A 23,927-nucleotide genomic window follows, 5' to 3' on the forward strand; every position below is an offset into this window, starting at 1 on the left:
AAAGTAAATGATGGAAGATTTAGCCTATAAATTAGTTAAAGTGACCGAAGCTGCAGCACTTGCTGCATATAAACTAGCAGGCTTTGGTGATGAAAAAAGGGCTGATCAAGTTGCAGTTGATGCAATGCGTACAGTATTAAATTCAATGGAAATAAATGGTACAATTGTAATTGGGGAAGGGGAGAGAGACGAAGCTCCTATGCTATATATTGGGGAAAAGGTTGGTACAGGAAATGGTCCTGAGATTGATATCGCTGTTGACCCACTTGAGGGCACTACGATTTGTGCTCATTACAAATCAGGGGCAATGTCTGTTCTTGCTGCAACGAAAAAAGGTAATTTTTTACACGCACCTGATGTTTATATGGAAAAAATAGCAGTGGGAAAAAATCTTCCAGAGGGTGTAGTCTCACTAAAAAATAGCATTGAGAAGAATCTAGACAATTTAGCCAAGGCAAAAGGATGTAAAGTAAATGATCTCACAGTAACTATACTTAATCGTGAAAGGCATGATGAGTTAATATTGAAAATCAGGAAGTTAGGAGCAAAAGTTAAGCTAATAGATGATGGTGATGTTGCGGCTGTAGTTTCACTAGTAAATGGCAATCATGATATGTATATCGGCATAGGAGGAGCACCAGAAGGGGTGCTTGCGGCTGCAGCGCTGAGTTCAATCGGTGGACAGATGGAGGGAAGATTAATATTTGACACAGATCAGTTAAGAGAAAGAGCAAAAATTTTGAATATTGATGACCCAGAAAAAATCTACACCATAAAAGATATGGCAAGAGGTGAATCAGTGTTTATTGCAACTGGAGTAACAAGCGGAGAACTTGTGGATGGAGTTGATAACGTCTGTTCAACTAGTTCTTTAATAATTCTACCTAACAAGCTGATAAAGCTGCAAGTTATAAGTTAGGTTAATTATTTTTTAATACACCTAAATTTTAGCTTTACAATATACTGATATTAAAATATATTATTTATGTTATTTCTATCTTAAGAAAAAGGGGATCCTGGAATGTTAGGTTTATTTTCTCAATTAAAAAATAAGTTTCAATCTCTAATTTACCCACGTGATAAAAATGCTACAGAGGGTATTTCGCAAGAGAAATTAATTGTACAATAAGTTTCTCAAGATAAGCATAAATTTGATAACGATCCTGAAATGCAAAGCATATTGTCAGACTTTGATAATTTAGATTTCTCAAGTGGTCCATTTAACTATTCTTCGTATGATATAAATTATAATAAAGGTAAAGAGGCAAATCCATTCGATAAAATAGCAAAATATTATGGAAGAAAGAAAAATGTTTTTCTTTTTATCTCCATGCTGCAGAACAGTGAACAGTTAGAAAAGATAATCAATATAATAGGTAAGAAATGTAATGCTCAAGATAAAGAGAAGTTTGTAGAGAGGATAAACATATATTTGGATAGAATTAGCAAGGGGGAGCACGATGCAAAAGAATTATTAAATGGCGATTTCCCAGGTGCTTTTTTTAATGGACCTCATACTGGAGAAAATCGTAATATTCATCAGAATCTTAATATTCAAATTAAACCTGGGCAAACTTTAGAAATTAGTAGCTTATTCAACAAAAAAAGTGAATTAGAAAGAGAAAAAATATACAACGAAAAAGGTAAAAGAATAGTAACGATTGAGAAGAATGAGAAACAACAGAGGAACTACTCCTTTACAAAGTTTGCAATATGTGACATCGAAATTAGTTGGGGTGCAAAAGATGAATCTGGAAAAGACCTTAACTGTACTGTTGTTCTAAATATAAATTCTGGTAAAATTAGTATTGGAAAATCAACTATTAACGGTAAAGATGTTGAATCAAAGGAAATTTTAGAGTTAGTTAAGCAAAACGAGGCTATGCTTATAAAAGGTAGAGCTTTATATGAAGTTTTAGCAGAACATTTCATTAAGCGAACACCTTGTGAGGAAAAGAAGAGGCACGAGAGTATTATCATACCTGGCTCTTCTCTTGATGGGGGAACAACTGTAGAAGAAGGGATTTCTTTTCCTCAGAAAGGAACTGTTAGAGTTACACATTAAACCTAAAGTGCATTATATCGCCATCTTGCACGATATAATCTCTGCCTTCGAAGCGGATTTTGCCTGCGTCTTTGCAAGCTAATTCGCTTCCATATTTTATATAGTCTGCAAAGCTTATCGTTTCTGCTTTTATAAAGCCTTTCTCAAAATCAGTGTGGATTACACCTGCTGCTTTATCGGCTGTTGATCCTATCTTTACTGGCCATGCCCGTGCTTCTTTGGGCCCTACAGTAAAGAAAGTTATCATACTCAGCACTTCATACATAATACGCGCTACTCCATCAAGTCCTGATTCTTGTAAGCCAAACTCTGATAAAAAATTCTGTTTTTCCTCTTCGCTATCAAGATTTGCAATATCTGCTTCAAGTTTTGCTGAAATACAATAAAATTTACTTTTATTTTCTTCTGCCATTTTTTCCACCCTTTTAGATAGTTCATTACCAGTTATGATATGCGTATCTTCAACATTACAGACGTACATAACCGGCTTTGTTGTTAGCAATTGAAGCGACTTCATTTCGGCTTCGTCCATAGTTCCCAAACTTCTTGCAGGTTTACCGAGTTTCAAAGTAGCTAAAACCTCTTGCATTAATTCAAGTTGTCTCTTTAGCTCTTTATCACCTTGTTTTGCTTTTTTTTCCAACTGAGGAAGCCTTTTTTCTATGCTATCAATATCAGCTAGAATTAGCTCCATTTCTACCACTTCAGCATCTGATATTGGATCTATTTTACTGTGTACATGGCTGATATCGTCATCCGTAAAGCACCTGAGCAGATGAACGATGGCATCAACTTCTCTGATATGGCTTAAAAATTTATTGCCGAGCCCTTCACCCTTGCTTGCGCCCTTTACAAGACCTGCAATATCTACAACTTCTAATTGATTGTAGATTACCTTCTCTGAGCCTGCAATTGCTGCGATTTGTTTCAAACGTTGATCTTTTATCGAAATCTTGCCTATATTTGGCTCGATTGTGCAGAAAGGATAATTTGCAGCTTCGGCTGCACTTGACTCTGTAAGTGCATTAAATAAAGTTGATTTTCCTATGTTTGGTAACCCAACTATACCGCAGTTAAAGCTCATATTTGCTATTTAAAGCCATAATTATTGCACAATTTAAAAATTTCTGCTATACTTAATTAGTTACAATTTTATTGGTATAGTAATATATAGCTTAAATTAAGGTAAAAATTATGCTTCAATCTAGGTAACGGAAATTACCAACTAATAGCCAAGTAGTTAAATATAATACTAAAGGTGATGGGAATTGCTTTTTTCATGCTACGTTTGGTGATAACAGTTCCGGTGTATATAGAGCTGATAGAGCACAAGATATGAGAATGGAGATGATGTAAGTATGCCAGCTCCTTTAAGAGGTCAGCTAGAAAAGGTTTTTAATATGTTTTTAGACAAGCCAGGAGATTTAACTGGTAAGTCCGAGAAAATAAAAGGATTAGCTGAACAAACAAATAAAAAAATTGAAAATGCTGAAGGTAATGTGAAGAAGTTAGTAAGTAAAGCTGTTAGCAAACTTAATATATCACATGATCAAGCTATAAGTGATTTAGGAGAGTATGCAGAGGCTCTTCATGGCCTTGGTGGAAATAAGTACAATGCACAATATAACAGTGGATTTATTACACATTCATTCCTTAATAACTCTGAACTCTACCAAGCCTATCTAGAAGCAATAAAAAGTCAAAGTTATTTTCCTTTCATTGAAGAAGTTCAGATATTAGCTTCTTTAGCTAATATTGAAATTAATGTCCATTATAAAGATAACAATAGCGAAGAGCAACAAAAGTTTGAACCAAATCCTGAAATGATAAATGATGATGAAATGAATAAGTTCTTGGGTCGTGATGGTTATAAAATAAATGACGAGTTATGGGGCAGTAAGGAGCGAGAAACAATATATCTTGAAAGGGATCATTACTCTAGGGCTAAGACCAAGGAAATTCAAGAGCAAGAAGACTTTCAATTAGCAAAAGAACTTCAGGTAGACGAGATCTTAAAATATTGTAACCTTTCAAAGGATATCTCTGAGAGAGCAGAGGTTGAGAAGAGATTTGATGAGTTATTGACAGAAAGTGCTGATGGAAAAATTGGTGATGTTGTAGGGCAGTGCGTTAGTGATATAAAGCAGCACATAGAGCGTTCTGAGCAGCAGAAGTCTTTGAGTCCATCATGTAGCATGGAAGAACCAAGAGTAACACCTCATCAACAGCAACAAATACTTGCATAGTAAATTTTCATAGCCCCATATATTTCTACATGGGGCATTCTGTAAAAAATTTTTCAATTTATACTGAATAAATCATAAGAGTGTGGTTATGCTTAATTAATGATTCATTATTACTTTTACTAGTATAATAATATATAGCTTATGTTAGGAGGAAAAATCATGAACTCAAATCAACAACTAATAATAGACTTACATGAAATTGAAGTCAATACAATTAAAAAAGAAAAAAACTTTGATTTCAGAACTGCTTTGATACAACTCTTCAAGTCTTTATATGCATTGCTGAGAGGAAAGCAGAACATTTCTAAAGAAGACTTAGCTAATGCATCAGAAAAGGAAAGTAAAAGGTTAGGATTAGAAGGTAGATATAACTGGAGTGAGATTTTTGATTTAGAGAAAGGAGTTACTGAAAAGGCAGAAAAACAAAGTGATAAAGAGCAAAAATTAAACAAACCTGATAACTTCTATGTAGGAAAGGCAATCAGTAATGGAAGTTGTTTTTTCGATTCGTTTAGGCAGAGTCTAGAGCAGCAAGCAGGAGTGCAAGTTACTATAGAGCAGTTAAGGAATGACTGTAAGAGATTTGCGCAGAACAATCCTACAGAGTGGTTTATAAGTAAAATTGGTAATGACTTTGATGAGGTTAAAGGTAAGTTCGTAAATCGTGGAATTACTTGTGACCAGTATGTCAATAGCATTGAAAAGAATGAATTTTGGGGACGTTCCGATATCGAAGGTAGAATACTTTGCGGAAAGTATGGTGTAAAATTACATGTTTTAGAGAGTAATCCATTGCATGCTCATGATAACCGACAAGATCCATTTTTGCATCAATTGATAGATAGTTCAGGATCGAAAAATGTAGGTGAGTATAATAAAGTTGATTATGACAATAGTAGTGTTTTGCATATAATAAATAGGAGCCATGCACATTTCGAACCACTGCTTAATAGATTAGCAAAACAAACGCAAGAGCACCAGGATTTCTTGCTTGCAAAACAACTTCAAGAGCAAGAATATGCACAGCAGCTTCAAGAAAGAGAAGATTATTCACTAGCAATGAGATTTCAAGAGCAACAGGATTCTTTGCTTGCAAAAGAAGTTCAAGAGCAAGAAGATCTTCTCTATGCAAAGCAGCTTCAAGGGCAGGAGGAAAAGTTTGCAAGACAACTTCAAGAGCAACCTCTCGCACAGTCTCTTAACCCAAGATGTAGTATGGAAGAAGTAAAAATAGAAGATCAGCAGCAACAAATATCCGTAAAATAAACTTCATAGCCCTGTATATTTTTATATAGGGCTTTTTGCTTGCATTTCATATAATATGAACTGCAGCATATACTAACTAAATGCAAGTTGACCATGAGACTAGTTTAATTATCGATGCCATAGAGGAATTTGGTGGTGAGGCTAGGCTTGTCGGCGGGTGTGTGAGAGACTCAATTTTGCAGCGTGACGTTCACGACATTGACCTCGCTACCAATCTTCTGCCTGATCAAGCAATTAAAGCGTTAAAACTCCGTAATATAAAAACTATTCCAACTGGCTTAAAACATGGAACTATCACTGCAATTTTAAACAAAAGATCCTTTGAGATTACAACACTAAGACATGATGTAAAGTGTGATGGTAGGCATGCAAAAGTAGAATTTACCAATAATTGGCAAGCGGATGCTTCAAGGCGCGACTTTACATTTAATGCTCTGTATGCAGATAAGCATGGCCATATATATGACTACTTTGGTGGTATAGAGGACTTAAAAGCGCGAAGGTTAAACTTTATAGGCAACGCTGAAGATAGAATTAAAGAAGACTATCTACGTATTTTAAGAGCATTTCGTTTTCATGCAAAAATATGTGTCGGAGATTTGAGTGATGAAATACTAAGCGTATGCAAAAAGCATTCGCATATGATCCAAAACCTCTCTGGAGAGAGAATAAGAGATGAAATACTTAAATTGCTGGAGTGCAATGATCCTTTTCCAACACTTAAGAGCATGCAAGAATCTGATGTTTTGCAAAAGATTATCCCAAAAGAAGTAAAATGCGAAATTCTGTCTTCGTCACTTCTTTTCGGCACTGATGCACTAGTAAAATTAGCGTTACTCCTTAGGACCACCAAAAATGACAGGCTAAGTCTTGGAGAATATGTAAGCAAATTTTTACGTCTTTCAAACAAGCAAAAGAAAAAGCTGCTATTTTTACTATCCAACGATATCAAAACAGAGCTTTCGGAAAAAGAGCAAAAAAAATACATATCTTTATTTGGTAGGGAACTATATTGTAATTTAGTGAAAATTTGTGGTGTTGAGTCTGGAGAAAATATTGACAAATACATTTCATTTGCTGATACATTCAATATTCCAAAATTTCCTTTATCTGGCGATGATTTAATAAGTATAGGTCACCAGCCAGGAAAAAGTTTAGGTAAAAACTTAGAGTTGCTCAGGCAGCATTGGGAAGACAGCTCCTACACTTTAACAAAAGAGGAGCTGGTACTTTATGCTAAGAGCCTACTTTAACTATTTTCTGGCGGTTTGATGTATGCTTGTGCAATATAGGAGGAATGTATCTGTTCGGATGCATGGCTAATGTACAAATATTGAAACAAAAATTCCAGTGCTCCTGTGATGTCATTCCAGTGCTTGACACTGGAATCCAGCTTTTATGTTGTATAGTACACAATCAAATTTTCTGGATCCCCAGTGTCTGGGCACTGGGATGACACCCTTTTGGATGGAAACCAGTGTCACGCACTGAAATGACACCCATTTATTCCTATAGTTGTCTTTTCTCGTCTACCTTATTTTGCCACTCTGCTGAACAGATACGGAGGAATTTATCAGGGAATGTTCAAAAAAGTGTGTCAAACCGCATTTTTAATTCAACTCAATTTTCAATCTACCAGGAAAGAAAATATCAAGTTGAGATATAGTTAAAGCCCAATTAGGTATAGCCATAATCCAATTTTGCTCTGCCTTTTTTATAGCACAATATACCTGTTTGTACAAGGCATTTGTACTAGTAAATGAGCCCTTAGTTTTAGTGAATTTTCTAATCTGTCTATGCAACCCCTCAATAGGATTGGTGGTATAAATCAGCTTTCTAACTGGCCCAGAATACTTAAAATAACCAGATAAATTTTCCCAATTATTTTGCCACGATTTTATAACCAAAGGATATTTTTCACCCCATTTTTCTTCCAGCTCAAGCAAATAATTCTCAGCGATTTCTTTACTTGAAGCACGATATATTTTCTTCAAATCGTTCATGAAAACTTTCACATCTTTGCTGGATACATATTTCAATGAATTCCTTATCTGATGCACTATACATAGCTGTACTTCTGCTTTAGGAAACACACTATTTATTGCTGCAGGAAAACTTTTTAGACCATCGACGCAGGCAATCAGAATATCCTCTACTCCTCTCTCTTTTAGGTCATTTAATACCCCTAACCAGAAGTTGGCTCCCTCACTTTCGGCTAAATAAAAGCCTAGTACCTCTTTTCTGCCATTTTGATCTACGCCTAATATATTATACATGCATTTACTTACGCAATGCCCGTCCTCCTTAACTTTGAAAAACATGCCATCCATGAACACTATTGGGTACACAGACTGCAATGGGCGACTACGCCATTCGTTGATTACCGGTAGCAATTTGTCGGTAATACTTGATATCTCTGCCGCCGATATTTTGTGATCATAAATTTCCTCAACGTGTGACGCTATATCTCTATAACTCATACCACTGGCAAATGTGCTCAAGATCTTCGTTTCAAGCTCTGGATGTAAGTTTGTTTGCCTTTTTTTGACTATTTGCGGCTCAAAACTTCCTTCTCTATCCCTTGGCGTCAAAAGTTCAAATGAACCGGCACTTGTCCTTAAAGTCTTTCCATTTCTCCCATTTCTTCGATTATTTTCTTCGCTTTCAGCCAACAAGTGATTTTCTATTTCACCTTCCAAACTTGCCTCCAGCAGCTTTTTTATCAATGGTGTTAATACTCCGTCCCTTCCCGTCAGCGGCCTTCCTTCTCGTATAGACGACAGGATATTTGTTTCTAATTCTTTATAATCTACCAATCCAGTAGTTTTATTTGCTATTCTTTGATTCATATGTGAAACCTCCATTTTTTTTATATCAATTTATTACTTTTTTTTCGGTTTGACACACTTTTTTGAACATTCCCAAAATTTGAGAAAAGCTCTTCGAGCAAGCTCAACAGATGGATTAATTTTTCTGATAATATTGATAGTGTGTGTTGTTGCTATATATTCCTTCTTATTTGATAAAAAGGATATTAATGATGACCACGTTACAAACTGCAACTAAAAACTGTGACTTGGAAGCTGTGAAATCATTAGTAAAAAAGAGTAAAGATGCTTCAAGTATTAGTAAAAAAGCATTATATCATGCTGCAAAGAAAGGATGCTTAGACATTTCTGTTAGATGAAGGAGTAGACATAAACACTATGAGTTTAGCACTGCTTGATGCTGCTGCTGGTGGTCAATTAGAGGTCGTAAAACTTTTGCTAAAGAGAGGAGCTAATCCTCATGTTAGAGGATGGAAAGGAAAAACTCCAAAAACTATAGCAATGAAAATGTCATCTTATAGTGGAAATAAGAAGTCTTATAGAGAGATCGTAGATCTACTTGATGAGGCAGAAAAACAATATAAGCCAGAACAATAAACCGTACGTACAACAAACAGTTTCAACAATTATCTACAATAAATTATTAAATTATGCAAAATCAAAAGATTCCAATAGCAGTAATACTAACGATGTTAATACAGACGGTAGCGGCGATATGGTGGCTTGCCAAGCTAGATTTACGGGTTCACATGCATGATAAATTTATAGAGCAGAACAACGGATTGACCGTTACGGTATATCGTCTGGAAGAGCGGGTAAAAAATCTTTCTGAGGAATTGGATGAATTCAAAGCCAACTCAAAGTAGTTATTCTGGCGTATAAGGCTTAGACTGCAATTGACGATCTTTCCAATTTTCAACGTATTGTTCAACTAATGAAGGGCTTCCTGTTATAACCAGTAGATTCTCAGCATTCTTTTTCTGGGCAGCGTTAGAGAAATTGAACGAACCCGTGATGATTTTTTGATTATCAATGATCATAATTTTGCTGTGTGAAATTGCAGGTTTATAGTCTATGTATATCGGTATTTTTTGCCCAAATAATTCATTGATGACACTGTATTTTGATCTGACCTGTGATTCATCTAGGATAACCTTAATATCAACACCACGTTTTTTTGCTCTAATTAAAGATTGTGCAATAGGTTTAGAGGTAAATGTATACGCCTGAACCAACACAGATTTTTTGGCACCATCTATAGCATAGATTATTTGATTAGTGCAATTTTCCCTAGGTGTAAAACAGACTGTAGTTTTTGGGCAAGTAACACAACCTGATAAAAGCGAGCAAGTTAATAAAATCAATAAATATCTAAACATGGCAAAATACATCCTTTCAGTAGACGGTGGAGGCATAAGAGGCATCACACCAGCGATAATACTAGCAGAAATAGAAAAAAGAGCAAGGAAGCCTATTTCTCAAATCTTTGATCTAATGGCTGGTACTTCAACAGGCGGAATTGTTGTTGCTGGGTTGTGCAAGAAAGATGATCAGGGAAAACCTCAGTACTCTGCAAATGATTTAGTTGAGCTTTACCAAGAGTATGGAGCATATATTTTCAAGTCTTCATTTTTTAGGCAATCAATACTATCGTGGTTTAACTGTGCACAATACCCACACAAAAACATCGAATCGATATTGGAAGAATATTTTGGTGATGATATTCTACAAAACACTTTAAGTAATTTGCTAATCACAAGTTATGATATTCATAACAATTATCCGTTTTTCTTCAAAAGTTGGAAAGAGGATAGGAATTTCATTAGATTGAAGGATGCACTAAGAGCAACAACAGCAGCACCAACATACTTTGCACCTAAGTATTTAGAAGTTAAGCAAGAAAAAAGAGTGTTAGTGGATGGAGGTGTTTTTGCCAATAACCCAGCGGCATGTGCATATGCAAATAGCAAAAAACTTTTCCCTAATGAAGAAATAGTGCTGGTGTCAATTGGCACTGGTCGACTATCTAACCCAATAAAGTATAGGAAATTAGGGAAAATAGCATGGATAAAGCCTTTACTAAATATGATGTTTGCATCGAGCCTTGATGTAGTAAATTATCAGATGAGTAATGTAATGGACGACAGATACATCAGAATTCAATCACAACTGACAATAGCGTCGGCTGAGATGGATAATGTAACACCTAAAAATATTAAATGTCTGCAGCAGGAGGCAAATGCAATGATAGAAGGTAATCAAAAAGTAATCGATAAATTTTGCGATATCGTATCTTAATTTACATAAAAATGCCAAGCAAACTAAAGAAATTATACCACAAAGCAAAGAAAGGTTTAAAAAACATAGTTTCGCCCAAAAAGCATAAAACTGTGACTAAGGGGCAAGAAGCTAAAACTTCAAACGATAAGCCAAAACCGCTACATGAGCAACCTCTAAAGATGATGGAGAAAACCTCTAAAGTAAAAAAAGATAAAAAAGGAATAAAAGAAAAAATAAAAAGCTTTAAAACAAAGAAAGCAAAACCCGTAGAAAAAGAGCTGAAAAAGGGTAGCATATTCAAAAAAGGCTTCAAAAAGCTAAAAGGGAAAATAAAAAAATTAAACCCAATAAAGGTTAAGAAGAATAAAATAATCGGGAGCAAAAAGTTAGCATTTTTATTGACATCTGGCACGATTATAGCAATTTTACCAACATTCAGTCTAGCTCCTCTTCCAGCATTAGCCATAACTTCTGCATGTGTTTTCAGTATTAATTTTATAGCTGTGAAAACGTTAAAGAAATTTATCAAACAACGCAAATTAGCAGTAAGATCCGAAGCTGAGCCAGAAAAACTAGAAGAGGTATCTGTTGAACAACCGAAATCTAAGCAAATTTTCAGAGGTGGTAAATAGATTTATTAAATAAACAATTACTTTTGCTTATATCTTAATATATTATTTCTGAGTACCCTGTTTTTAATCCAGAATTCAAGTCAATTCATTTTTGGACACTCACCCAACTCATCAGCAGTTAGGCCAGATGCTCGCAAGATAATATCAACAGCAATACCCGCCTTAACTAGATCCTTTGCTACCTTGATTTTTTCTGCTTTTTTAACTTTTTCCTTAACAACCTTCATACTTTTAGACAGAGTTTCAACTAATGCACTCAATCTACTCCATAATTCTTGATCCTCAGTTTTGTTGTGTTCACTTATTAAACTTGATAACTCACCTTCTACTTCACTACTCTCATCTTTTTTTATTGTTTCAGGCAGTAAAACCCTTACTTTCACTGATAATGCTTTTGCTATTTCATATAATGTGTCAAGTGGAATTGCAATGTACCCTTGCTCATAGTCGTTTATCTCCTTAGGTGTTACACCTATTTTATTTGCTAAATCTTCTTGTGTATACCCACGTATTAACTGTATGATTTCTATCCTTTGCCCTATTTTGTAATCTATAGAATCAGTACGTACTTTCTTTTCTGTATATTTGCAAGTAGATAAGCCTGTTGCCTGTAAGATAATACTAACAGAGATGTTCTCTTTAACTAAATTATTTGACACTTCTTCTCTTGCTTCTTTTCTGCTGCTTTCTTTGTAGCCCTTGGCAAATTCAACCAATGAGTAGATTGCCTTGCGTAATTCCTGATTCTCAATTTTTTCATACATTCTCACCAGGCTTAATATTTTTTCTGCCTCACCTTCAAAATAACAATCTTCATTTAGTACTTTTGGTTCAGGAAGTAGATCTGCAGTATTAACTGATAATGCTTTCGCTATTTTATATAATGTTTCAATTGAGATAGGATTGTACCCTTGTTCATATTTGTGTATTTCCTGATATGTTACGCCGATTTCATCTGCTAAGTCTATCTGAGTATATCTTTGTATTAACCTACAAATTTCCACTTCTTGCCCTACTTTATAATCAATAGAGTCTATATACTCTGGGTTATAGTAACCTTTAATAGCCGGTTTTCTTATAGAAACAAACATACCTCCTACTTTTTTCACCATAAATCTCTCATATAGTAGCTTGCGAGACAATATCAATAGAAATGCCTAATCTAAGTAGATTCTTTGCAATTTCTATTTTTTCTGCCTTTTTAACTTTTTCTTCGATAATCTGTATACCTTCAGATAAAGATTTGATCAGTACATAAAATCCGTTGCGTAAATCTTGATCCTCAATTTCCTTATATTCCTTTATTAAACCGCTCAGTTCATCTCTTGCCACAACTTCTTCTATTTGCCCTAACAGTAAAACCGCAATGTTAACTGATAATGCCTCTGCTATTTTGTATAATCTTTCAAGTGGAACGGTTATATGTCCTTGTTCATAGTCATATATTTTCTGGGGTGTTACACCAATTTTATTTGCTAAGCCCTCTTGGGTATATTTTCTCATCAGCCTTAGCTTTTTTATCCTTTGTCCTACCCTGTAGTCTGCAGAATCAGTTTTTTCTTCTGTATTACTATATTCTTCAGTTGATAAGCCCGTTGCTTGGAAAATTGTATCAACAGAAACTCCTACTTCAACTAGATTCTTTGCCACTTCTATTCTTGCCACTTTTCTACTATTTTCCTTGCTAGCTTGTGCAGATGTAATTAATGAATAAACTACATTACGTAATTCTTGATTCTTAATTTTCTCATACTTTTCTACTAGATCTAATATCTCTTTCCTCTCACTCTCGAGATAACTTTCTTCATTTGATATTGTGTGTTCAGGAATAAGATCCATAATACTAACTGATAATGCCTCTGCGATGCTATATAACCTTTTGATTGAAATTTTACGCTTTCCTTTTTCATAATGGAGTATTACCCAGTATTTTACACCGATTTTCTCCGCTAAATCTCTCTGAGTATACTCCTTGGCTAACCTACAACTTTTTACTTTTTCTCCTACTTCGTAATCTAAGGGGGTGGTCACTTTCCTTCACAAAAAAATATACTATTACAGGATTTTTTGCTATAGCTCAACTTTACTGTGAAATTGGAAGTTGCTTTAGATCCTTTTACAAATGGATGGAAAAAAACTCCTCTCCTAACGTGCCCTAAAGGTTTCCTGACTACCTCCTTGTACCCTATTTGCCCACAAAGACGAGGATAGTGTTTCACTAACCGCCTCTGGAGCCTTACTTTCACCCAAAAAGCAACTTCTCGTGAAACTTCCTCTTTTTACTGCTTCTTCGATTTTCATTCCCCCAAAGAGACAATCTTTTGCTACTTCCTCACCTTTTGTTTGTAGTTTAAGCCACATCTCCTTATCCACTACTCTTACTTGTACTTGTTTTTCATCATTGTACACTGCAATTCTTAGCTTACCGATGCTTGTAGGAAATCCTATCTCGAATCTACCTGATATATCAATGTAGTTTCTCTTACCTCCTTCTTCATTTCTAATCTCTATTTCACCATCACCTATTTTTATTATATTGCTTCCAAGTCCTCTATTGGGTCCTGTACCTTCCAGCGCTTTTGCAACTTCTACTGTGCTCCCCTCAGAAAATTCCCAAAGAAATGTGTCGTTATCCATTTCCATATCTACTATGCTTCCCCCTTCAACAGCATTTTCACCAGCTTTTCTCCGTTCTCCAAGTTGCTTATCTATCTGTGGCTGAACCTCTGGTTGCAATTCTTTATAAATTTCACCTACGAGTTTATTTTTTAATAAAGTGTCAAACTCTGCGCCACTCAGCATTAATTTACGTATTATCTTTTTCTGATCACCTTTTTTGAACTTGTGAGAATGCATACCCAATATCACATACTCAGCAAAGCTCCTGCCTCCCTCATGACACCCATTCATCCTCATTCCAGCAGCTATTGCCTCATCTACAACTTTGTTCAGCTCACTTGGATTTTTTGCTGTTACAATTGCACTTTTTAACCAACTCAACCATTCACCTTCCCTTGCACTTAGCCTTATTTTTTTCAAGCCTGAGGCAAATGGATTTAACCCCTCTGGATAATCTGCTTGATTACTTGCTGGTTTTGTGTCATAAATGTGATCAAGTCCTTTCCCAAAGTTGATTGACTTTTCACGAGCATCTCTACTAGGGGAAGGCATCTCTCCTCCAGGCTTCTTAGCCTTATTAATTTTGCTCACAAAGTTAGACTGTTGTATATCAGTACAACTTATGCCTTCAAGATCACTTAATATTTCGTCCGGTAATTTGCTAAGATCAATGTTGAACTTACGAGTATTACCAACTACTGTGATTTTTTTATTAGTCATATAGCCTCCTATATTAAACATATTATCTAAGTCTACAGCGCAATTTGTTACTTTATTATTAACCCAATATGCTCTTTTCCAGGAATTATAAAACATAAATCTGTAATTTGCAAATACTTTTATATATTTATATTTCAACGAAAATAAAAAACATAAATACAATTTTGGATCAGAAAAGCTTTTTAGGTTCAAATTACTGCTTAAAACTTGAAAAGAAAAGTTCGAGCACAGTCATAACAATCCTTTTTCCTTGAAACTAAAATAGTTGTTGCCTGCAACAATAATGTGATCTGCTAACTTTATACCTATGGTTGCACAAGCTGAAGCTAAGTTTTTAGTCATAGCTTTATCACGTTCTGATGGCTTTACAGTTCCTCCAGGCTGGTTATGAGATATTATAATTGATGTTGCTCTTGCAAGTACTGCTTTTCTTGTTATTTCTGTTATATAAAAAGGTATATGATCAACTGTACCAGTATAAGTCTCTTTTCCTACTAAACGATACCCTTTATTCAAATACATTACTTTGAGATTTTCTCTTTCTGAGTAACCAATACTCGTACTTAAATATTTTGCGACCTTTTCCCAATCGTCTATTACCGGTTCTTCCTTGAACTCTTCGGTTGGTGCCCTCTCTAAAGTTTCCTTAACACACGAAATTATCGCTGTTGTATCATCAGTCACCCCTTCTACCATTTTCAGATCATCCATCTCTTGGCTGAAGATCTTACTTATTCCAGAATACTTGTCTGTTAACCTTCTAGCAATAGCTTGGGCTTGGGTCTTACCATGCACTACACTTAGAAATATTGCTACTATTTCATGATTAAGTAAGGCCTTTCCTCCCCCGCTTTGTCGTATTCTCTCTATTTCTTCTATAAATTCATTTTTATCTTTACTTTTATTATTATTATTCATAAGATATGCCTCCTATTAGCTACTAATTTTTTTTAATTATTTACTACTGTTTTCTTGGTAGTATTGGCATAAAGCCATAGGTTTCGGGCGAAGTCAAATCAATTTTTCAATTTTTTTTGTTTATTTTTTATGCAAAATGCAGAAGATATTTCTTAAGTCGTGTTTTTAAAAAAGTAGCTCAGTTGCCCCAGTTGTTCGTGAAACAATATCGATAGAAATTCCTAATCTACGTAGATTCTTTGCAATTTCGGCTTTTTCCGCTTTCTTGACCTTTCCTGCAATAATCTCCATACCTTCAGATAAAGATTTGATCAGTACATAAAATCCGTTGCGTAACTCTTGATCCTCAATTTCCCTGTATTTCTCTATTAAACCACTGCTTGCTTCACTATGTCGCCTTGTAAGTAGATCTTTAATGCTGACTGATAACGCCTTTGCTATTTCATATAACTTTTCAAGTGGAACAGCAATATTTCCTTGTTCATAGTCGCTTATTTTTTGATGCGTTATACTAATTTTTTTTGCCAAGTCTTCCTGAGTGTACTTTCGCATTATCCTTAGCTTTTTTATCCTTTGTCCCATCCTGTAGTCTACAGAAGTAGTTTTTTCCTCTGCATTACTATATTCTTCAGTTGATAAGCCCGTTGCTTGGAAAATTATTTCAACAGAAACTCCTGCTTTAACTAGATTCTTTGCCACCTCTATTCTTGCCACTTTTCTACTATTTTCCTTGCTAGCCTGTGCAGATGTAATTAATGAATAAACTACATTACGTAATTCTTGATTCTCAATTTTCTCATACTTTTCTACTAGATCTAATATCTCTTTCCCCTCACTCTCGAGATAACTGTTTTCATTTGATATTGTGTGTTCAGGAATAAGATCTATAATGCTAACTGATAGTGCTTCTGCGATGCTATATAACCTTCTGATTGAAATTTTACGCTTTCCTTTTTCATACTGTAGTATGACCTGATATTTTGTACCGATTTTACTTGCTAAATCCTTTTGAGTATATCTCTTCGCTAGCCTACAACTTCTTACTTTCTGTCCTACTTTGTAGTCTAAAAAATTAGGGTTATTAGCAGCCACTCTTTATCTACAAAACAAATATTTACATTCTATACTGACTCCTTAATAACTAGAAGAACTATCTCAATAAAGATCACTTCAACAGCTTAATCTAGCTCCTTTTCAAACAATTTCTCTACATCACTCAGTTTCATTTCTATATAAGTTGGCCTTCCGTGGTTGCATTGCCCGGAATATGGTGTTTTTTCCATTTGCCTTAGCAGCTCGTTCATTTCCTCTAACCTCATTTTTCTACCTGCTCTAATTGATCCATGACAAGCGATAGTGGCCAACACTTTATCTTCTACTGGCAATGTATCTTCTATTTCCGTTAATCTATCAACTATATCAATTAGCATCTCTTTAACATTTATTGCTCCCAAAATTGCAGGGATTTCCCTCACTATAACCTTATTTTCTGATTTAATTTCAATCTCAAAACCCATTTCGAAAAGCTTATCTTTATACATTTCAACCATCTCTATCCCAGCTTGGTTTTTGATTTCAACCGTCTCAGGCATAAGCAATTTTTGTCTTTTTATATTTGATTTTTGTTTTAAACATTCATACACTAACCTCTCATGGGCTGCATGTTGATCAACTATAATTAATTTGTCTTTAGCCTCGGCAATAATATAAGTATTGTAGACCTGACAGCGTGCAAATCCGAGCGGGTGGCTCTCTATCAAATCAACTTGCTCTAACACCTTTTTTTCCAGGACCATAGTCTCCGCTTGTGATGGAAATTTCTCTATGCCGGTAAACGATTTTGACTGTTCTGATAAGCCTTTTGCTTTTTCATCTGGTGCATTGAATTCTTTCATTAGACGATTTTCTAAAAGACTTGGTCTCTTCTCGTAAAACTCTTTTTGATTTTTTTTCTCTTTACTATTGACTTGCTCTTGACTTTTACTAGCATCAAACTCTTCAATACTTTGATCACTTGCTGCGAACCTCGTCGATAATGCTTTCTCTTCTCACTATTTCATATATTAGCCTTTTATTCTGAAATCTTACTTCTGATTTATTTGGATGCACGTTTACATCTACTTGATCGTATGGTATTTCTAAGTGCAATGCCGCAAACGGATATCTGTCACTTGGAATAAAATCATGGTACGCATAACGAATCGCGCCAACGAGTAGATTATCCTTGATTGGCCTCCCATTAACAAACGTATAGATCTGAGTTGACTTACCACGGTTGACGGTCGGTTTACAGATGTGTCCCGTAAGTTTAATGCCGTCTTCTTCTTCATTAACTTCCAGCGCATTACCCTGAAATTCCTCTTCTATTTCACATAATCTGCTAAATAACGAAGTTTGCTTAGCGTATTTTAAGAGCTTTTTATTACCTGAATTGAAAGTAAACCCTATTCTATAATTTATCATTGCTAGGTTATTTACAATATCAACAATGCTTTGAGTTTCTGCTCTTTCGGTTTTTAGAAATTTTAGTCTATTTGGGGTAGCAAAAAACAAGTCTCGTACTTCAATATGTGTCCCTTGTGATAAAGGATAAGGAGTTAGCTCACCTATTTTCTCTCCACCCTCATAACTTATAGACCATGCTTCACTTGCTTCTCTTGCCTTAGACAATAATTTTATCCTACTTACTGCTGCAATTGAAGGCAGAGCTTCTCCTCTAAAGCCAAGATGCTTGATTTCTATCAACTCACTATCGCTCAATTTTGAAGTAGCATGGCGCATAAACGCAAGTTCTAAATCGTTTTTTTCTACTCCGTTACCATTATCTATCACAGTAATAAGATTACGCCCACCACTTTCTATTTTGATCTCTATTTCTAAACTTCCAGCATCTATTGCGTTTTCCACTAATTCCTTTACTACACTTGCTGGCCTCTCTATTACCTCCCCCGCTGCTATACGGTTTATAGTTTTTGTGTCTAAAAGAATTATTGCCATATTTCCAACTCTCAGTCTGATGAAGATATAGCTTTGATGTTAATAAAAATCAATCTCTATTAGGCATCTTCACTAATTTCAAAACAGAAATAATTGTAATAAAGATGTATAGAAAGCCTAAAATGCTAGTCCTTCTGAGTAGATCATTTTCTGACTAACATGTTTGAATTTTAGTTGAATATTTCTTCAGAATTGTGTATAATTATTAATGTTTTCTAGGTTTTTTTCTCATGGCTCTTTCAAAGTTTCTCGATCCAAAAAATGATCTAAGTTTTAAGAAAATCTTTGGCTCTGAGAAGAACAAAAATATTCTTATACACTTTTTAAACGATATCTTAGGCTTTTCTGGTGATAATGAGATAAAAGAAATAGAATTTCTCAGTACTATCATGGATCCTGAAATTGCCTCTGATAAACAAAGTATTGTTGATGTTCTTTGCAAAGACTCTATTGGTCATAGATTTGTCATCGAAATGCAGCTCGCTCGTGATAAAGGCTTTGAAAAACGTGCCCAATTATATGCCGCTAAAGCTTACTCAAGGCAATTAGATAAATCTGGTAATTACATTGATCTACAGAAAGTTTTCTTTATTGCTATTTCCAATTGTAACTTACTTCCTAACGAAGTTGATTATCTTTCTACTCATAATATACGTGATGTAAAAACCAATGGACATTACTTAAAAGATTTTCAATTCGTCTTTATTGAATTACCTAAATTTACAAAAAGCAGAGTAGAACAGCTAGAAAGCATAGTAGATCGTTGGCTATTTTTCTTTAAATATGCTGAAGAAACGACAGATGAAGATTTAATGAGAATAGCAGAAAAAGCACCAATAATAAAGTTAGCCTACGATGAGTTAGACAAGTTTCGCTGGAATGAGAAAGATCTGATAGCGTACGAAGAAAGGATAATGGATCTCCGCAAAGAAGAAGGCATCCTCGCTCAAAAACTTGATGATGCTACTGAAAAAGGTAGAGAAGAAGGTAGAGAAGAAGGCAGAGAAGAAGGCATCCAAATCGGACATGAAAAAGGCAGAGCGGAAGGTATTCAAATTGGCGCGGAGAAAGGCAGAGAAGAGGGCGAAAAACAGGCTAAAATAGCAGTGGCTAAAAACTCACTTAAGGCCGGTGTCTCTATTGATGTTATAGCTCAAATCACAGGTCTTTCCCTTGATGAAATTCAAAAGTTAAGAAATTAACGTTTAACCTTGGTTTCAAATCTCTAAATCCCCTTACCTATGTGAAAGGCCGTGAAATGATACATTATTAACATTTGACTTGGATAACTTTTGAGTTGACAAATGTTCTTTTTAAGATTGAAAGTACCAGGAAAACATACGCAAATTTTAGTCTAATTTTTCCTCCTCATAAATTTTTTTCAAAGTTTCTAAATCTCCTGTTGTAATGGCTCCTAAATTCTCTGTAATTTTTTCGATTGGCCAATTCCACCATTCTAGCTGCAATAGAAAATCAATGGTTTTATCATCAAATCTTTTCCGAATACACTTCGCAGGGTTACCACCAACAATCGCATAGGGTTCAACGTCTTTTGTAACAAGAGCGCTCGTACCAATAATGGTACCATTACTAATCTTAACACCAGGCATAATTGTGACAGAGTTTCCAATCCAGACATCATTCTCTATTATTGTATCACCTTTACTTGCTACGTTCATTGAAGCAAAATTCCAAGACTTTCCAAATATCTTAAAAGGGTAAGTTGAAATACTATCCATTGCATGATTCGAGCCATTCATTATAAATCGAACACCTGTTGCTATTTGACAGAATTTACCGATAATAAGTTTATCTTTAATGAAATCAAATAGATACAGTACGTTCTTCTCAAAATTATATATGTCTTCTGGATCATCATAATATGTATAGTCACCAACAATAATTTGCGTATTGGTGATAATGTTTTTGAGAAAGCATGTTCTTGTAACACCTTCAATAGGGTATAATGCATTTGGATCTGGGTATACCTTAATAGTCATACCAATACCCCAGACTCACTCATAAGACATAAGGATCACAAAAGATCATTAAATACATTATTCAAAGCATAGTACCTTCATGAGATGCATTGTCAATAAATAACATCAATTTGTGAAAGCTTTGAGTAGCTCTTTTTATTTGCAAAGCCTTAACATCTATGTATAATTTAAGCACATGTGAACGTACGTGAAGTTGTAATATGGTGAATCAAAATCTAAATAAAGCAGAGTCTTATTACATGGCTATGTATACAAAAAGTTTTGATGAGATGGCTTCATATATTCATCCCCATGTCTGTTTTATAGGTCCTCTTGCAAATTTTAATGGTAAAGAATCAGTAGTTGAAGCTGCCAAAAATTTTTCGATGTTTTTCAGGAGGCTTACAATCCGAGAAAGATTTATTTCTGGCAATAAGGTTATGCTAGTGTTGGATTTTGATTGTTCTGATCCTGTCGGTACTCTTCGAGGTGCTTCATTTTTATCATTTAGTGATGGTCTCATTTCTCGCATAGAATTGTTCTACGATGCTCGTCCTTTTGAAAAGAAAAAAGATGAGATTTTTACTCAAAATTGAGCTACCCTTAACGGTTCTATCGCATCTATAAATTGTGGTAGAAGAAGATCATTAAAACTGGGATTATGGGAGTTATAGAGCCATTAACATAGCAAAATTCTCAAAAGTAGAGATATTATCTTAGAATCGATTAGTTCTCCATCGTTCAATCACAACTATGGTATGTTTAGACTTAACTTTCTTTCCACTTTTTCTAGGTAAAGTTAATTGTGCATCTATAGTGAGTTTATTCTTTCATTACTATTTTTTCTTTCATTGATAATTTTTTCGGCATGGCTTGATTTATCTAACTTTTCCTTATATGCTGCATTGTAATTACGTAATGCTCCAAAATATCTCTCTGGCATCGTTAAACCATCTTTTCCTTTCGTTTCCATTCTTTAATCTATATTCTTCTTTATTTCTTCTAGAACCTCATCAACATGTCCACTAATTTTTACATTTTTCCAGATCTTCATTATTTTACCTTGTTTATCTATTAAAAAAGTAGTGCGCTCTATTCCTATATACTTTTTAAAAAACATGCTTTTTTCTACCCAAACACCGTATTTTTCCAACATTTCACCATTCTCATCAGAAACCAAATAAAATGGCAGAGAATATTTTGCTTTGAAGTTAGCATGGCGCTCAACACTATCTTTTGATACACCAATTATCACTGTGTCAAGGGAAGAAAAATCATCTATTTTATCTCTAAAGCCTTTTGCTTCCATCGTACAAATAGGAGTACCATCTTTAGGATAAAAATAAAGAACTACATTTTTTTTACCAAAAAATCCACTCAGTGACAAATTTTCACCAGAATCTGCTGGCAAGCTAAAATCGGCTGCACTATTTCCTACTGCTAATTCCATACCCTGCTCCATGTTATAGTTTTCATCCAATAACTGCATTTTGTGGTGAATAGATTCATTAATTTCGCTTGACCTTCTTGAATTATATTCTTGCAATTCATTCGCTATTCTTGTAGCAATGTTACTGCTGTGTATACTTGGATTTTCCTCTATCCTCTGCAATATTATTTCAGATTGATTGTCTATAAAGTCTATCATACCCACACCTCAAAATTAAAGACACACGTCTAGACCATACAAGTATTTAACAAAAATGCAACAGCTTTATCAGGACACTAGTGTTTGCTCGTAGATTTTAATTTCTTATACCTACTTCCTTAATTATATATTTTTATGTAAATAAATATTATAAAAAACGTAAAGAATACGGCCAATTTTGCTAAATTAATGAGCCACGTTGAGAATTAGTTTTCCTTGGAATCTTGTGGTCTATAGATCAATTTGTTTCTTTCCTTCATTGTTCTCTCTTTCTTCTATAAGCTTCTGAGTATGATCACCTACAATTTTTTGCTCTCTTTTGTTAAATTTACCAATGTTTGAGCTATCTATTGCACTTACTAAGGATGTAGTTATTTGAATAAACTCCTTTTTCGTTAAATCTGACTTATCGAGATTTGTTTCTAGCTTCTGTAATTTATCGCTCTCCATAATACAAAAGCCATCTAGGTGATTTACTACTCTCTGTAAATATTCTTTGCTACCTTCATATATCCCATGATTGTCAACATTTTTAGCTAGGGTATGTAAATATCCTTTTACATCTTCAAAAGATTTGATAACAGTCTCTGATGGTCCAAAGGACGGTTTTACTATTTGATGTGGTAGCCATATAGGTTGAAGGTCTTCACTTTCACATAATTTGGTGTCAGTTTCTGTAGCTTTATTAATTGCGTGGGTAGCATCTTTATGCTTTATATTTATTACACTATATTTACATATTTCCTTACTATTTTCATCTTTAGCTGTAGTAGTTTTTGCTGTTACAACAGTGGGCTGCTGCTCTATAGTTATTTCTAAACCCCAGTTATGGATTAACCAACGAAGTAAAGCTGAGAAATACAGGGCTTTTTCGATTGCATTGAATAAGAAATGAGGGTAGAAAAAATATGTACCAAGAAATTTACTGTGGATCTATGCCGAGTGTGCTCAAGTTCAAATTTGTTTTTTAGGCAGCCAAAAACCGTTTCAACAATCGATCTTTTCCCTAGTAAAATCTTCTCTTTCAGCGAAATCAGTGCATTTTTCATACCTTTTTTCACTTTAGTGACGAGTTTTAGACCTCTATCGAATAGTTTCTCAAAGAGCTCTTTCTTTATATAGCCCTTATCTCCAAACAAAAGTCCAGTTAGTTTTTTGGTTAGAGTTGGTACAGGTTTTCTGTCATCGACGTTACCTCTGGTTAGCGTAACACCTTGAATTTCACCTATTTCATTGATTACTACATGTAATTTAAAACCAAAAAACCAGCCGTAAGTATTCTTTCCTAACTCTGCTAATCCTTTGAAAACCTTATTTCTTGAGATTCTTTTTCGATGGCATACTGCTATTGAAGTAGAATCTATGTAGGAAATCCCGGTCATTTTTGCTTGTTCACAAAACCATTGCAAAAGTAATGCTAAATACCACAAAACTCGCGGCTTTAAGGCAATAAATCTGTGATATGAAGGCAGCTTTGAAAACTCTGATCTATAGAATAACTGAAGATAACAAAGATAAAAAGCCTTGAAGTTTTTACATGGTGATTTATGGTATAATAGGATTATGGTTAGAATTTCTGAGTGCGCTATTTCTGGTACTCTGGTTGGTTTTTTGCCGTTTGATAAGAACCTATTTGCAAAATTATCATCTACCGCACGACAAAAATCCTCGACGCAACAGTACAGTTCTGTAATATCTTTCTTCATGGGTAACCTCTTATTATTACTAA

The 23,927-nt window shown here is 34.7% G+C and carries 24 protein-coding genes and 2 pseudogenes; 12 read left to right on the forward strand and 14 right to left on the reverse strand.

The window, feature by feature from the left end; translation table 11 throughout:
- Positions 1 to 10 precede the first annotated feature (10 nt).
- Positions 11 to 919 carry a class II fructose-bisphosphatase gene (gene glpX / locus NBW39_RS03815; protein WP_250295752.1) on the forward strand — a complete coding sequence of 303 codons (909 nt, stop codon included), beginning with the start codon at positions 11 to 13 and terminating at the stop codon, positions 917 to 919.
- Positions 920 to 1,180: 261 nt separating this feature from the next.
- Positions 1,181 to 2,065, forward strand: a complete 885-nt coding sequence (locus NBW39_RS03820; protein WP_250295663.1) for a hypothetical protein — start codon at positions 1,181 to 1,183, stop codon at positions 2,063 to 2,065.
- Here the strand turns inward: NBW39_RS03820 and ychF are convergent.
- Positions 2,055 to 3,149: a redox-regulated ATPase YchF gene (ychF, locus tag NBW39_RS03825; RefSeq protein WP_250295664.1), complete on the reverse strand. Its 1,095-nt coding sequence runs from the start codon at positions 3,147 to 3,149 to the stop codon at positions 2,055 to 2,057. The genes NBW39_RS03820 and ychF overlap by 11 nt on opposite strands.
- Positions 3,150 to 3,406: 257 nt before the next feature.
- Between ychF and NBW39_RS03830 the strand changes: the two are divergent.
- From NBW39_RS03830 to NBW39_RS03840, 3 genes and pseudogenes are all read left to right on the forward strand, one after another.
- Positions 3,407 to 4,311, forward strand: a pseudogene (locus NBW39_RS03830) (hypothetical protein).
- Between the two features lie 159 nt (positions 4,312 to 4,470).
- Positions 4,471 to 5,577 (forward strand): OTU domain-containing protein, encoded by a 1,107-nt coding sequence (locus tag NBW39_RS03835; protein ID WP_250295666.1) that lies wholly within the window; start codon positions 4,471 to 4,473, stop codon positions 5,575 to 5,577.
- A gap of 80 nt (positions 5,578 to 5,657) precedes the next feature.
- Positions 5,658 to 6,830, forward strand: coding sequence for a CCA tRNA nucleotidyltransferase (locus NBW39_RS03840; RefSeq protein ID WP_250295667.1), 1,173 nt, complete (start codon positions 5,658 to 5,660; stop codon positions 6,828 to 6,830).
- A gap of 357 nt (positions 6,831 to 7,187) precedes the next feature.
- On the opposite strand, the gene NBW39_RS03845 is transcribed toward NBW39_RS03840, so the two are convergent.
- Entirely contained in the window at positions 7,188 to 8,426 is a 1,239-nt protein-coding gene (locus NBW39_RS03845; RefSeq protein ID WP_250295731.1) for an IS256 family transposase, read from the reverse strand.
- Positions 8,427 to 8,569: 143 nt separating this feature from the next.
- Here NBW39_RS03845 and NBW39_RS03850 point away from each other — a divergent pair, with 143 nt between their 5' ends.
- The 3 genes from NBW39_RS03850 to NBW39_RS03860 are packed head-to-tail and all read left to right on the forward strand — an operon-like array spanning position 8,570 to position 9,271.
- Positions 8,570 to 8,764 carry an ankyrin repeat domain-containing protein gene (locus NBW39_RS03850; protein WP_250295668.1) on the forward strand — a complete coding sequence of 65 codons (195 nt, stop codon included), beginning with the start codon at positions 8,570 to 8,572 and terminating at the stop codon, positions 8,762 to 8,764.
- Between the two features lie 19 nt (positions 8,765 to 8,783).
- The gene (locus NBW39_RS03855) at positions 8,784 to 9,002 is read left to right on the forward strand and encodes an ankyrin repeat domain-containing protein (protein WP_250295669.1); all 219 of its coding nucleotides are present in this window, start codon (positions 8,784 to 8,786) and stop codon (positions 9,000 to 9,002) included.
- A gap of 53 nt (positions 9,003 to 9,055) precedes the next feature.
- The gene (locus NBW39_RS03860) at positions 9,056 to 9,271 is read left to right on the forward strand and encodes a hypothetical protein (protein ID WP_250295670.1); all 216 of its coding nucleotides are present in this window, start codon (positions 9,056 to 9,058) and stop codon (positions 9,269 to 9,271) included.
- Here NBW39_RS03860 and NBW39_RS03865 read toward each other — a convergent pair whose 3' ends face one another.
- Entirely contained in the window at positions 9,272 to 9,784 is a 513-nt protein-coding gene (locus tag NBW39_RS03865) for a phospholipase D family nuclease (RefSeq protein WP_250295671.1), read from the reverse strand.
- On the opposite strand from NBW39_RS03865, the gene NBW39_RS03870 reads away from it, so the two are divergent.
- A complete protein-coding gene (locus NBW39_RS03870) occupies positions 9,783 to 10,703 on the forward strand; it encodes a patatin-like phospholipase family protein (RefSeq protein WP_250295672.1) in 921 nt (306 codons plus the stop codon). The two genes, NBW39_RS03865 and NBW39_RS03870, sit on opposite strands and share 2 nt — an antisense overlap.
- An 11-nt stretch (positions 10,704 to 10,714) precedes the next feature.
- Positions 10,715 to 11,317: a hypothetical protein gene (locus NBW39_RS03875; RefSeq protein WP_250295673.1), complete on the forward strand. Its 603-nt coding sequence runs from the start codon at positions 10,715 to 10,717 to the stop codon at positions 11,315 to 11,317.
- 80 nt (positions 11,318 to 11,397) lie between these two features.
- On the opposite strand, the gene wmk (NBW39_RS03880) is transcribed toward NBW39_RS03875, so the two are convergent.
- The 6 genes and pseudogenes from wmk (NBW39_RS03880) to mutL form a co-directional block, all read right to left on the reverse strand.
- Positions 11,398 to 12,408, reverse strand: a complete 1,011-nt coding sequence (wmk, locus tag NBW39_RS03880; RefSeq protein ID WP_250295674.1) for a WO male-killing family protein Wmk — start codon at positions 12,406 to 12,408, stop codon at positions 11,398 to 11,400.
- Positions 12,409 to 12,436: 28 nt separating this feature from the next.
- Positions 12,437 to 13,348: a WO male-killing family protein Wmk gene (gene wmk, locus NBW39_RS03885; RefSeq protein ID WP_250295675.1), complete on the reverse strand. Its 912-nt coding sequence runs from the start codon at positions 13,346 to 13,348 to the stop codon at positions 12,437 to 12,439.
- 114 nt (positions 13,349 to 13,462) lie between these two features.
- Positions 13,463 to 14,656, reverse strand: a complete 1,194-nt coding sequence (locus NBW39_RS03890) for a hypothetical protein (protein ID WP_250295676.1) — start codon at positions 14,654 to 14,656, stop codon at positions 13,463 to 13,465.
- A 231-nt stretch (positions 14,657 to 14,887) separates the two neighbouring features.
- Entirely contained in the window at positions 14,888 to 15,574 is a 687-nt protein-coding gene (locus NBW39_RS03895) for a JAB domain-containing protein (RefSeq protein ID WP_250295677.1), read from the reverse strand.
- A 165-nt stretch (positions 15,575 to 15,739) separates the two neighbouring features.
- Positions 15,740 to 16,666, reverse strand: coding sequence for a WO male-killing family protein Wmk (gene wmk, locus NBW39_RS03900; protein ID WP_250295678.1), 927 nt, complete (start codon positions 16,664 to 16,666; stop codon positions 15,740 to 15,742).
- Positions 16,667 to 16,752: 86 nt separating this feature from the next.
- Positions 16,753 to 18,571, reverse strand: a pseudogene (gene mutL, locus NBW39_RS03905) (DNA mismatch repair endonuclease MutL).
- Between the two features lie 230 nt (positions 18,572 to 18,801).
- Between mutL and NBW39_RS03910 the strand changes: the two are divergent.
- Positions 18,802 to 19,773, forward strand: coding sequence for an Rpn family recombination-promoting nuclease/putative transposase (locus NBW39_RS03910; protein WP_250295679.1), 972 nt, complete (start codon positions 18,802 to 18,804; stop codon positions 19,771 to 19,773).
- Positions 19,774 to 19,920: 147 nt separating this feature from the next.
- On the opposite strand, the gene NBW39_RS03915 is transcribed toward NBW39_RS03910, so the two are convergent.
- Positions 19,921 to 20,571 (reverse strand): CatB-related O-acetyltransferase, encoded by a 651-nt coding sequence (locus NBW39_RS03915; protein ID WP_250295680.1) that lies wholly within the window; start codon positions 20,569 to 20,571, stop codon positions 19,921 to 19,923.
- 200 nt (positions 20,572 to 20,771) lie between these two features.
- On the opposite strand from NBW39_RS03915, the gene NBW39_RS03920 reads away from it, so the two are divergent.
- Positions 20,772 to 21,146 (forward strand): nuclear transport factor 2 family protein, encoded by a 375-nt coding sequence (locus tag NBW39_RS03920; protein WP_250295681.1) that lies wholly within the window; start codon positions 20,772 to 20,774, stop codon positions 21,144 to 21,146.
- Between the two features lie 215 nt (positions 21,147 to 21,361).
- Here the strand turns inward: NBW39_RS03920 and NBW39_RS08710 are convergent, their stop codons facing one another.
- From NBW39_RS08710 to NBW39_RS03935, 4 genes are all read right to left on the reverse strand, one after another.
- Complete coding sequence (locus NBW39_RS08710; RefSeq protein ID WP_256466311.1) at positions 21,362 to 21,493, reverse strand: hypothetical protein; 132 nt, start codon at positions 21,491 to 21,493, stop codon at positions 21,362 to 21,364.
- 33 nt (positions 21,494 to 21,526) lie between these two features.
- Positions 21,527 to 22,000: a thioredoxin-dependent thiol peroxidase gene (gene bcp / locus NBW39_RS03925; RefSeq protein ID WP_250295753.1), complete on the reverse strand. Its 474-nt coding sequence runs from the start codon at positions 21,998 to 22,000 to the stop codon at positions 21,527 to 21,529.
- Positions 22,001 to 22,429: 429 nt separating this feature from the next.
- The gene (locus tag NBW39_RS03930) at positions 22,430 to 22,648 is read right to left on the reverse strand and encodes a hypothetical protein (RefSeq protein WP_250295682.1); all 219 of its coding nucleotides are present in this window, start codon (positions 22,646 to 22,648) and stop codon (positions 22,430 to 22,432) included.
- Between the two features lie 383 nt (positions 22,649 to 23,031).
- Positions 23,032 to 23,904: an IS982 family transposase gene (locus tag NBW39_RS03935; protein ID WP_250294632.1), complete on the reverse strand. Its 873-nt coding sequence runs from the start codon at positions 23,902 to 23,904 to the stop codon at positions 23,032 to 23,034.
- Between the last annotated feature and the right edge of the window lie 23 nt (positions 23,905 to 23,927).

Origin of the sequence: Wolbachia endosymbiont of Oedothorax gibbosus (genome assembly GCF_936270435.1) — a bacterium.
GTDB lineage: Bacteria > Pseudomonadota > Alphaproteobacteria > Rickettsiales > Anaplasmataceae > Wolbachia.

Bases quoted from the DNA above. Each gene is read 5' to 3' on its own strand.
- glpX (WP_250295752.1), top strand. From the start codon at position 11: ATGGAAGATTTAGCCTATAAATTAGTTAAAGTGACCGAAGCTGCAGCA.
- NBW39_RS03915 (WP_250295680.1), bottom strand. From the start codon at position 20,571: ATGACTATTAAGGTATACCCAGATCCAAATGCATTATACCCTATTGAA.
- NBW39_RS03920 (WP_250295681.1), top strand. From the start codon at position 20,772: ATGGTGAATCAAAATCTAAATAAAGCAGAGTCTTATTACATGGCTATG.
- NBW39_RS03870 (WP_250295672.1), top strand. From the start codon at position 9,783: ATGGCAAAATACATCCTTTCAGTAGACGGTGGAGGCATAAGAGGCATC.
- NBW39_RS03930 (WP_250295682.1), bottom strand. From the start codon at position 22,648: ATGGAGAGCGATAAATTACAGAAGCTAGAAACAAATCTCGATAAGTCA.
- NBW39_RS03865 (WP_250295671.1), bottom strand. From the start codon at position 9,784: ATGTTTAGATATTTATTGATTTTATTAACTTGCTCGCTTTTATCAGGT.
- NBW39_RS08710 (WP_256466311.1), bottom strand. From the start codon at position 21,493: ATGCCAGAGAGATATTTTGGAGCATTACGTAATTACAATGCAGCATAT.
- NBW39_RS03910 (WP_250295679.1), top strand. From the start codon at position 18,802: ATGGCTCTTTCAAAGTTTCTCGATCCAAAAAATGATCTAAGTTTTAAG.
- NBW39_RS03890 (WP_250295676.1), bottom strand. From the start codon at position 14,656: ATGACTAATAAAAAAATCACAGTAGTTGGTAATACTCGTAAGTTCAAC.
- NBW39_RS03895 (WP_250295677.1), bottom strand. From the start codon at position 15,574: ATGAATAATAATAATAAAAGTAAAGATAAAAATGAATTTATAGAAGAA.
- wmk (WP_250295674.1), bottom strand. From the start codon at position 12,408: ATGTTTGTTTCTATAAGAAAACCGGCTATTAAAGGTTACTATAACCCA.
- bcp (WP_250295753.1), bottom strand. From the start codon at position 22,000: ATGGAATTAGCAGTAGGAAATAGTGCAGCCGATTTTAGCTTGCCAGCA.
- NBW39_RS03860 (WP_250295670.1), top strand. From the start codon at position 9,056: ATGCAAAATCAAAAGATTCCAATAGCAGTAATACTAACGATGTTAATA.
- NBW39_RS03875 (WP_250295673.1), top strand. From the start codon at position 10,715: ATGCCAAGCAAACTAAAGAAATTATACCACAAAGCAAAGAAAGGTTTA.
- NBW39_RS03835 (WP_250295666.1), top strand. From the start codon at position 4,471: ATGAACTCAAATCAACAACTAATAATAGACTTACATGAAATTGAAGTC.
- NBW39_RS03840 (WP_250295667.1), top strand. From the start codon at position 5,658: ATGCAAGTTGACCATGAGACTAGTTTAATTATCGATGCCATAGAGGAA.
- NBW39_RS03845 (WP_250295731.1), bottom strand. From the start codon at position 8,426: ATGAATCAAAGAATAGCAAATAAAACTACTGGATTGGTAGATTATAAA.
- NBW39_RS03855 (WP_250295669.1), top strand. From the start codon at position 8,784: ATGAGTTTAGCACTGCTTGATGCTGCTGCTGGTGGTCAATTAGAGGTC.
- NBW39_RS03935 (WP_250294632.1), bottom strand. From the start codon at position 23,904: ATGAAGAAAGATATTACAGAACTGTACTGTTGCGTCGAGGATTTTTGT.
- ychF (WP_250295664.1), bottom strand. From the start codon at position 3,149: ATGAGCTTTAACTGCGGTATAGTTGGGTTACCAAACATAGGAAAATCA.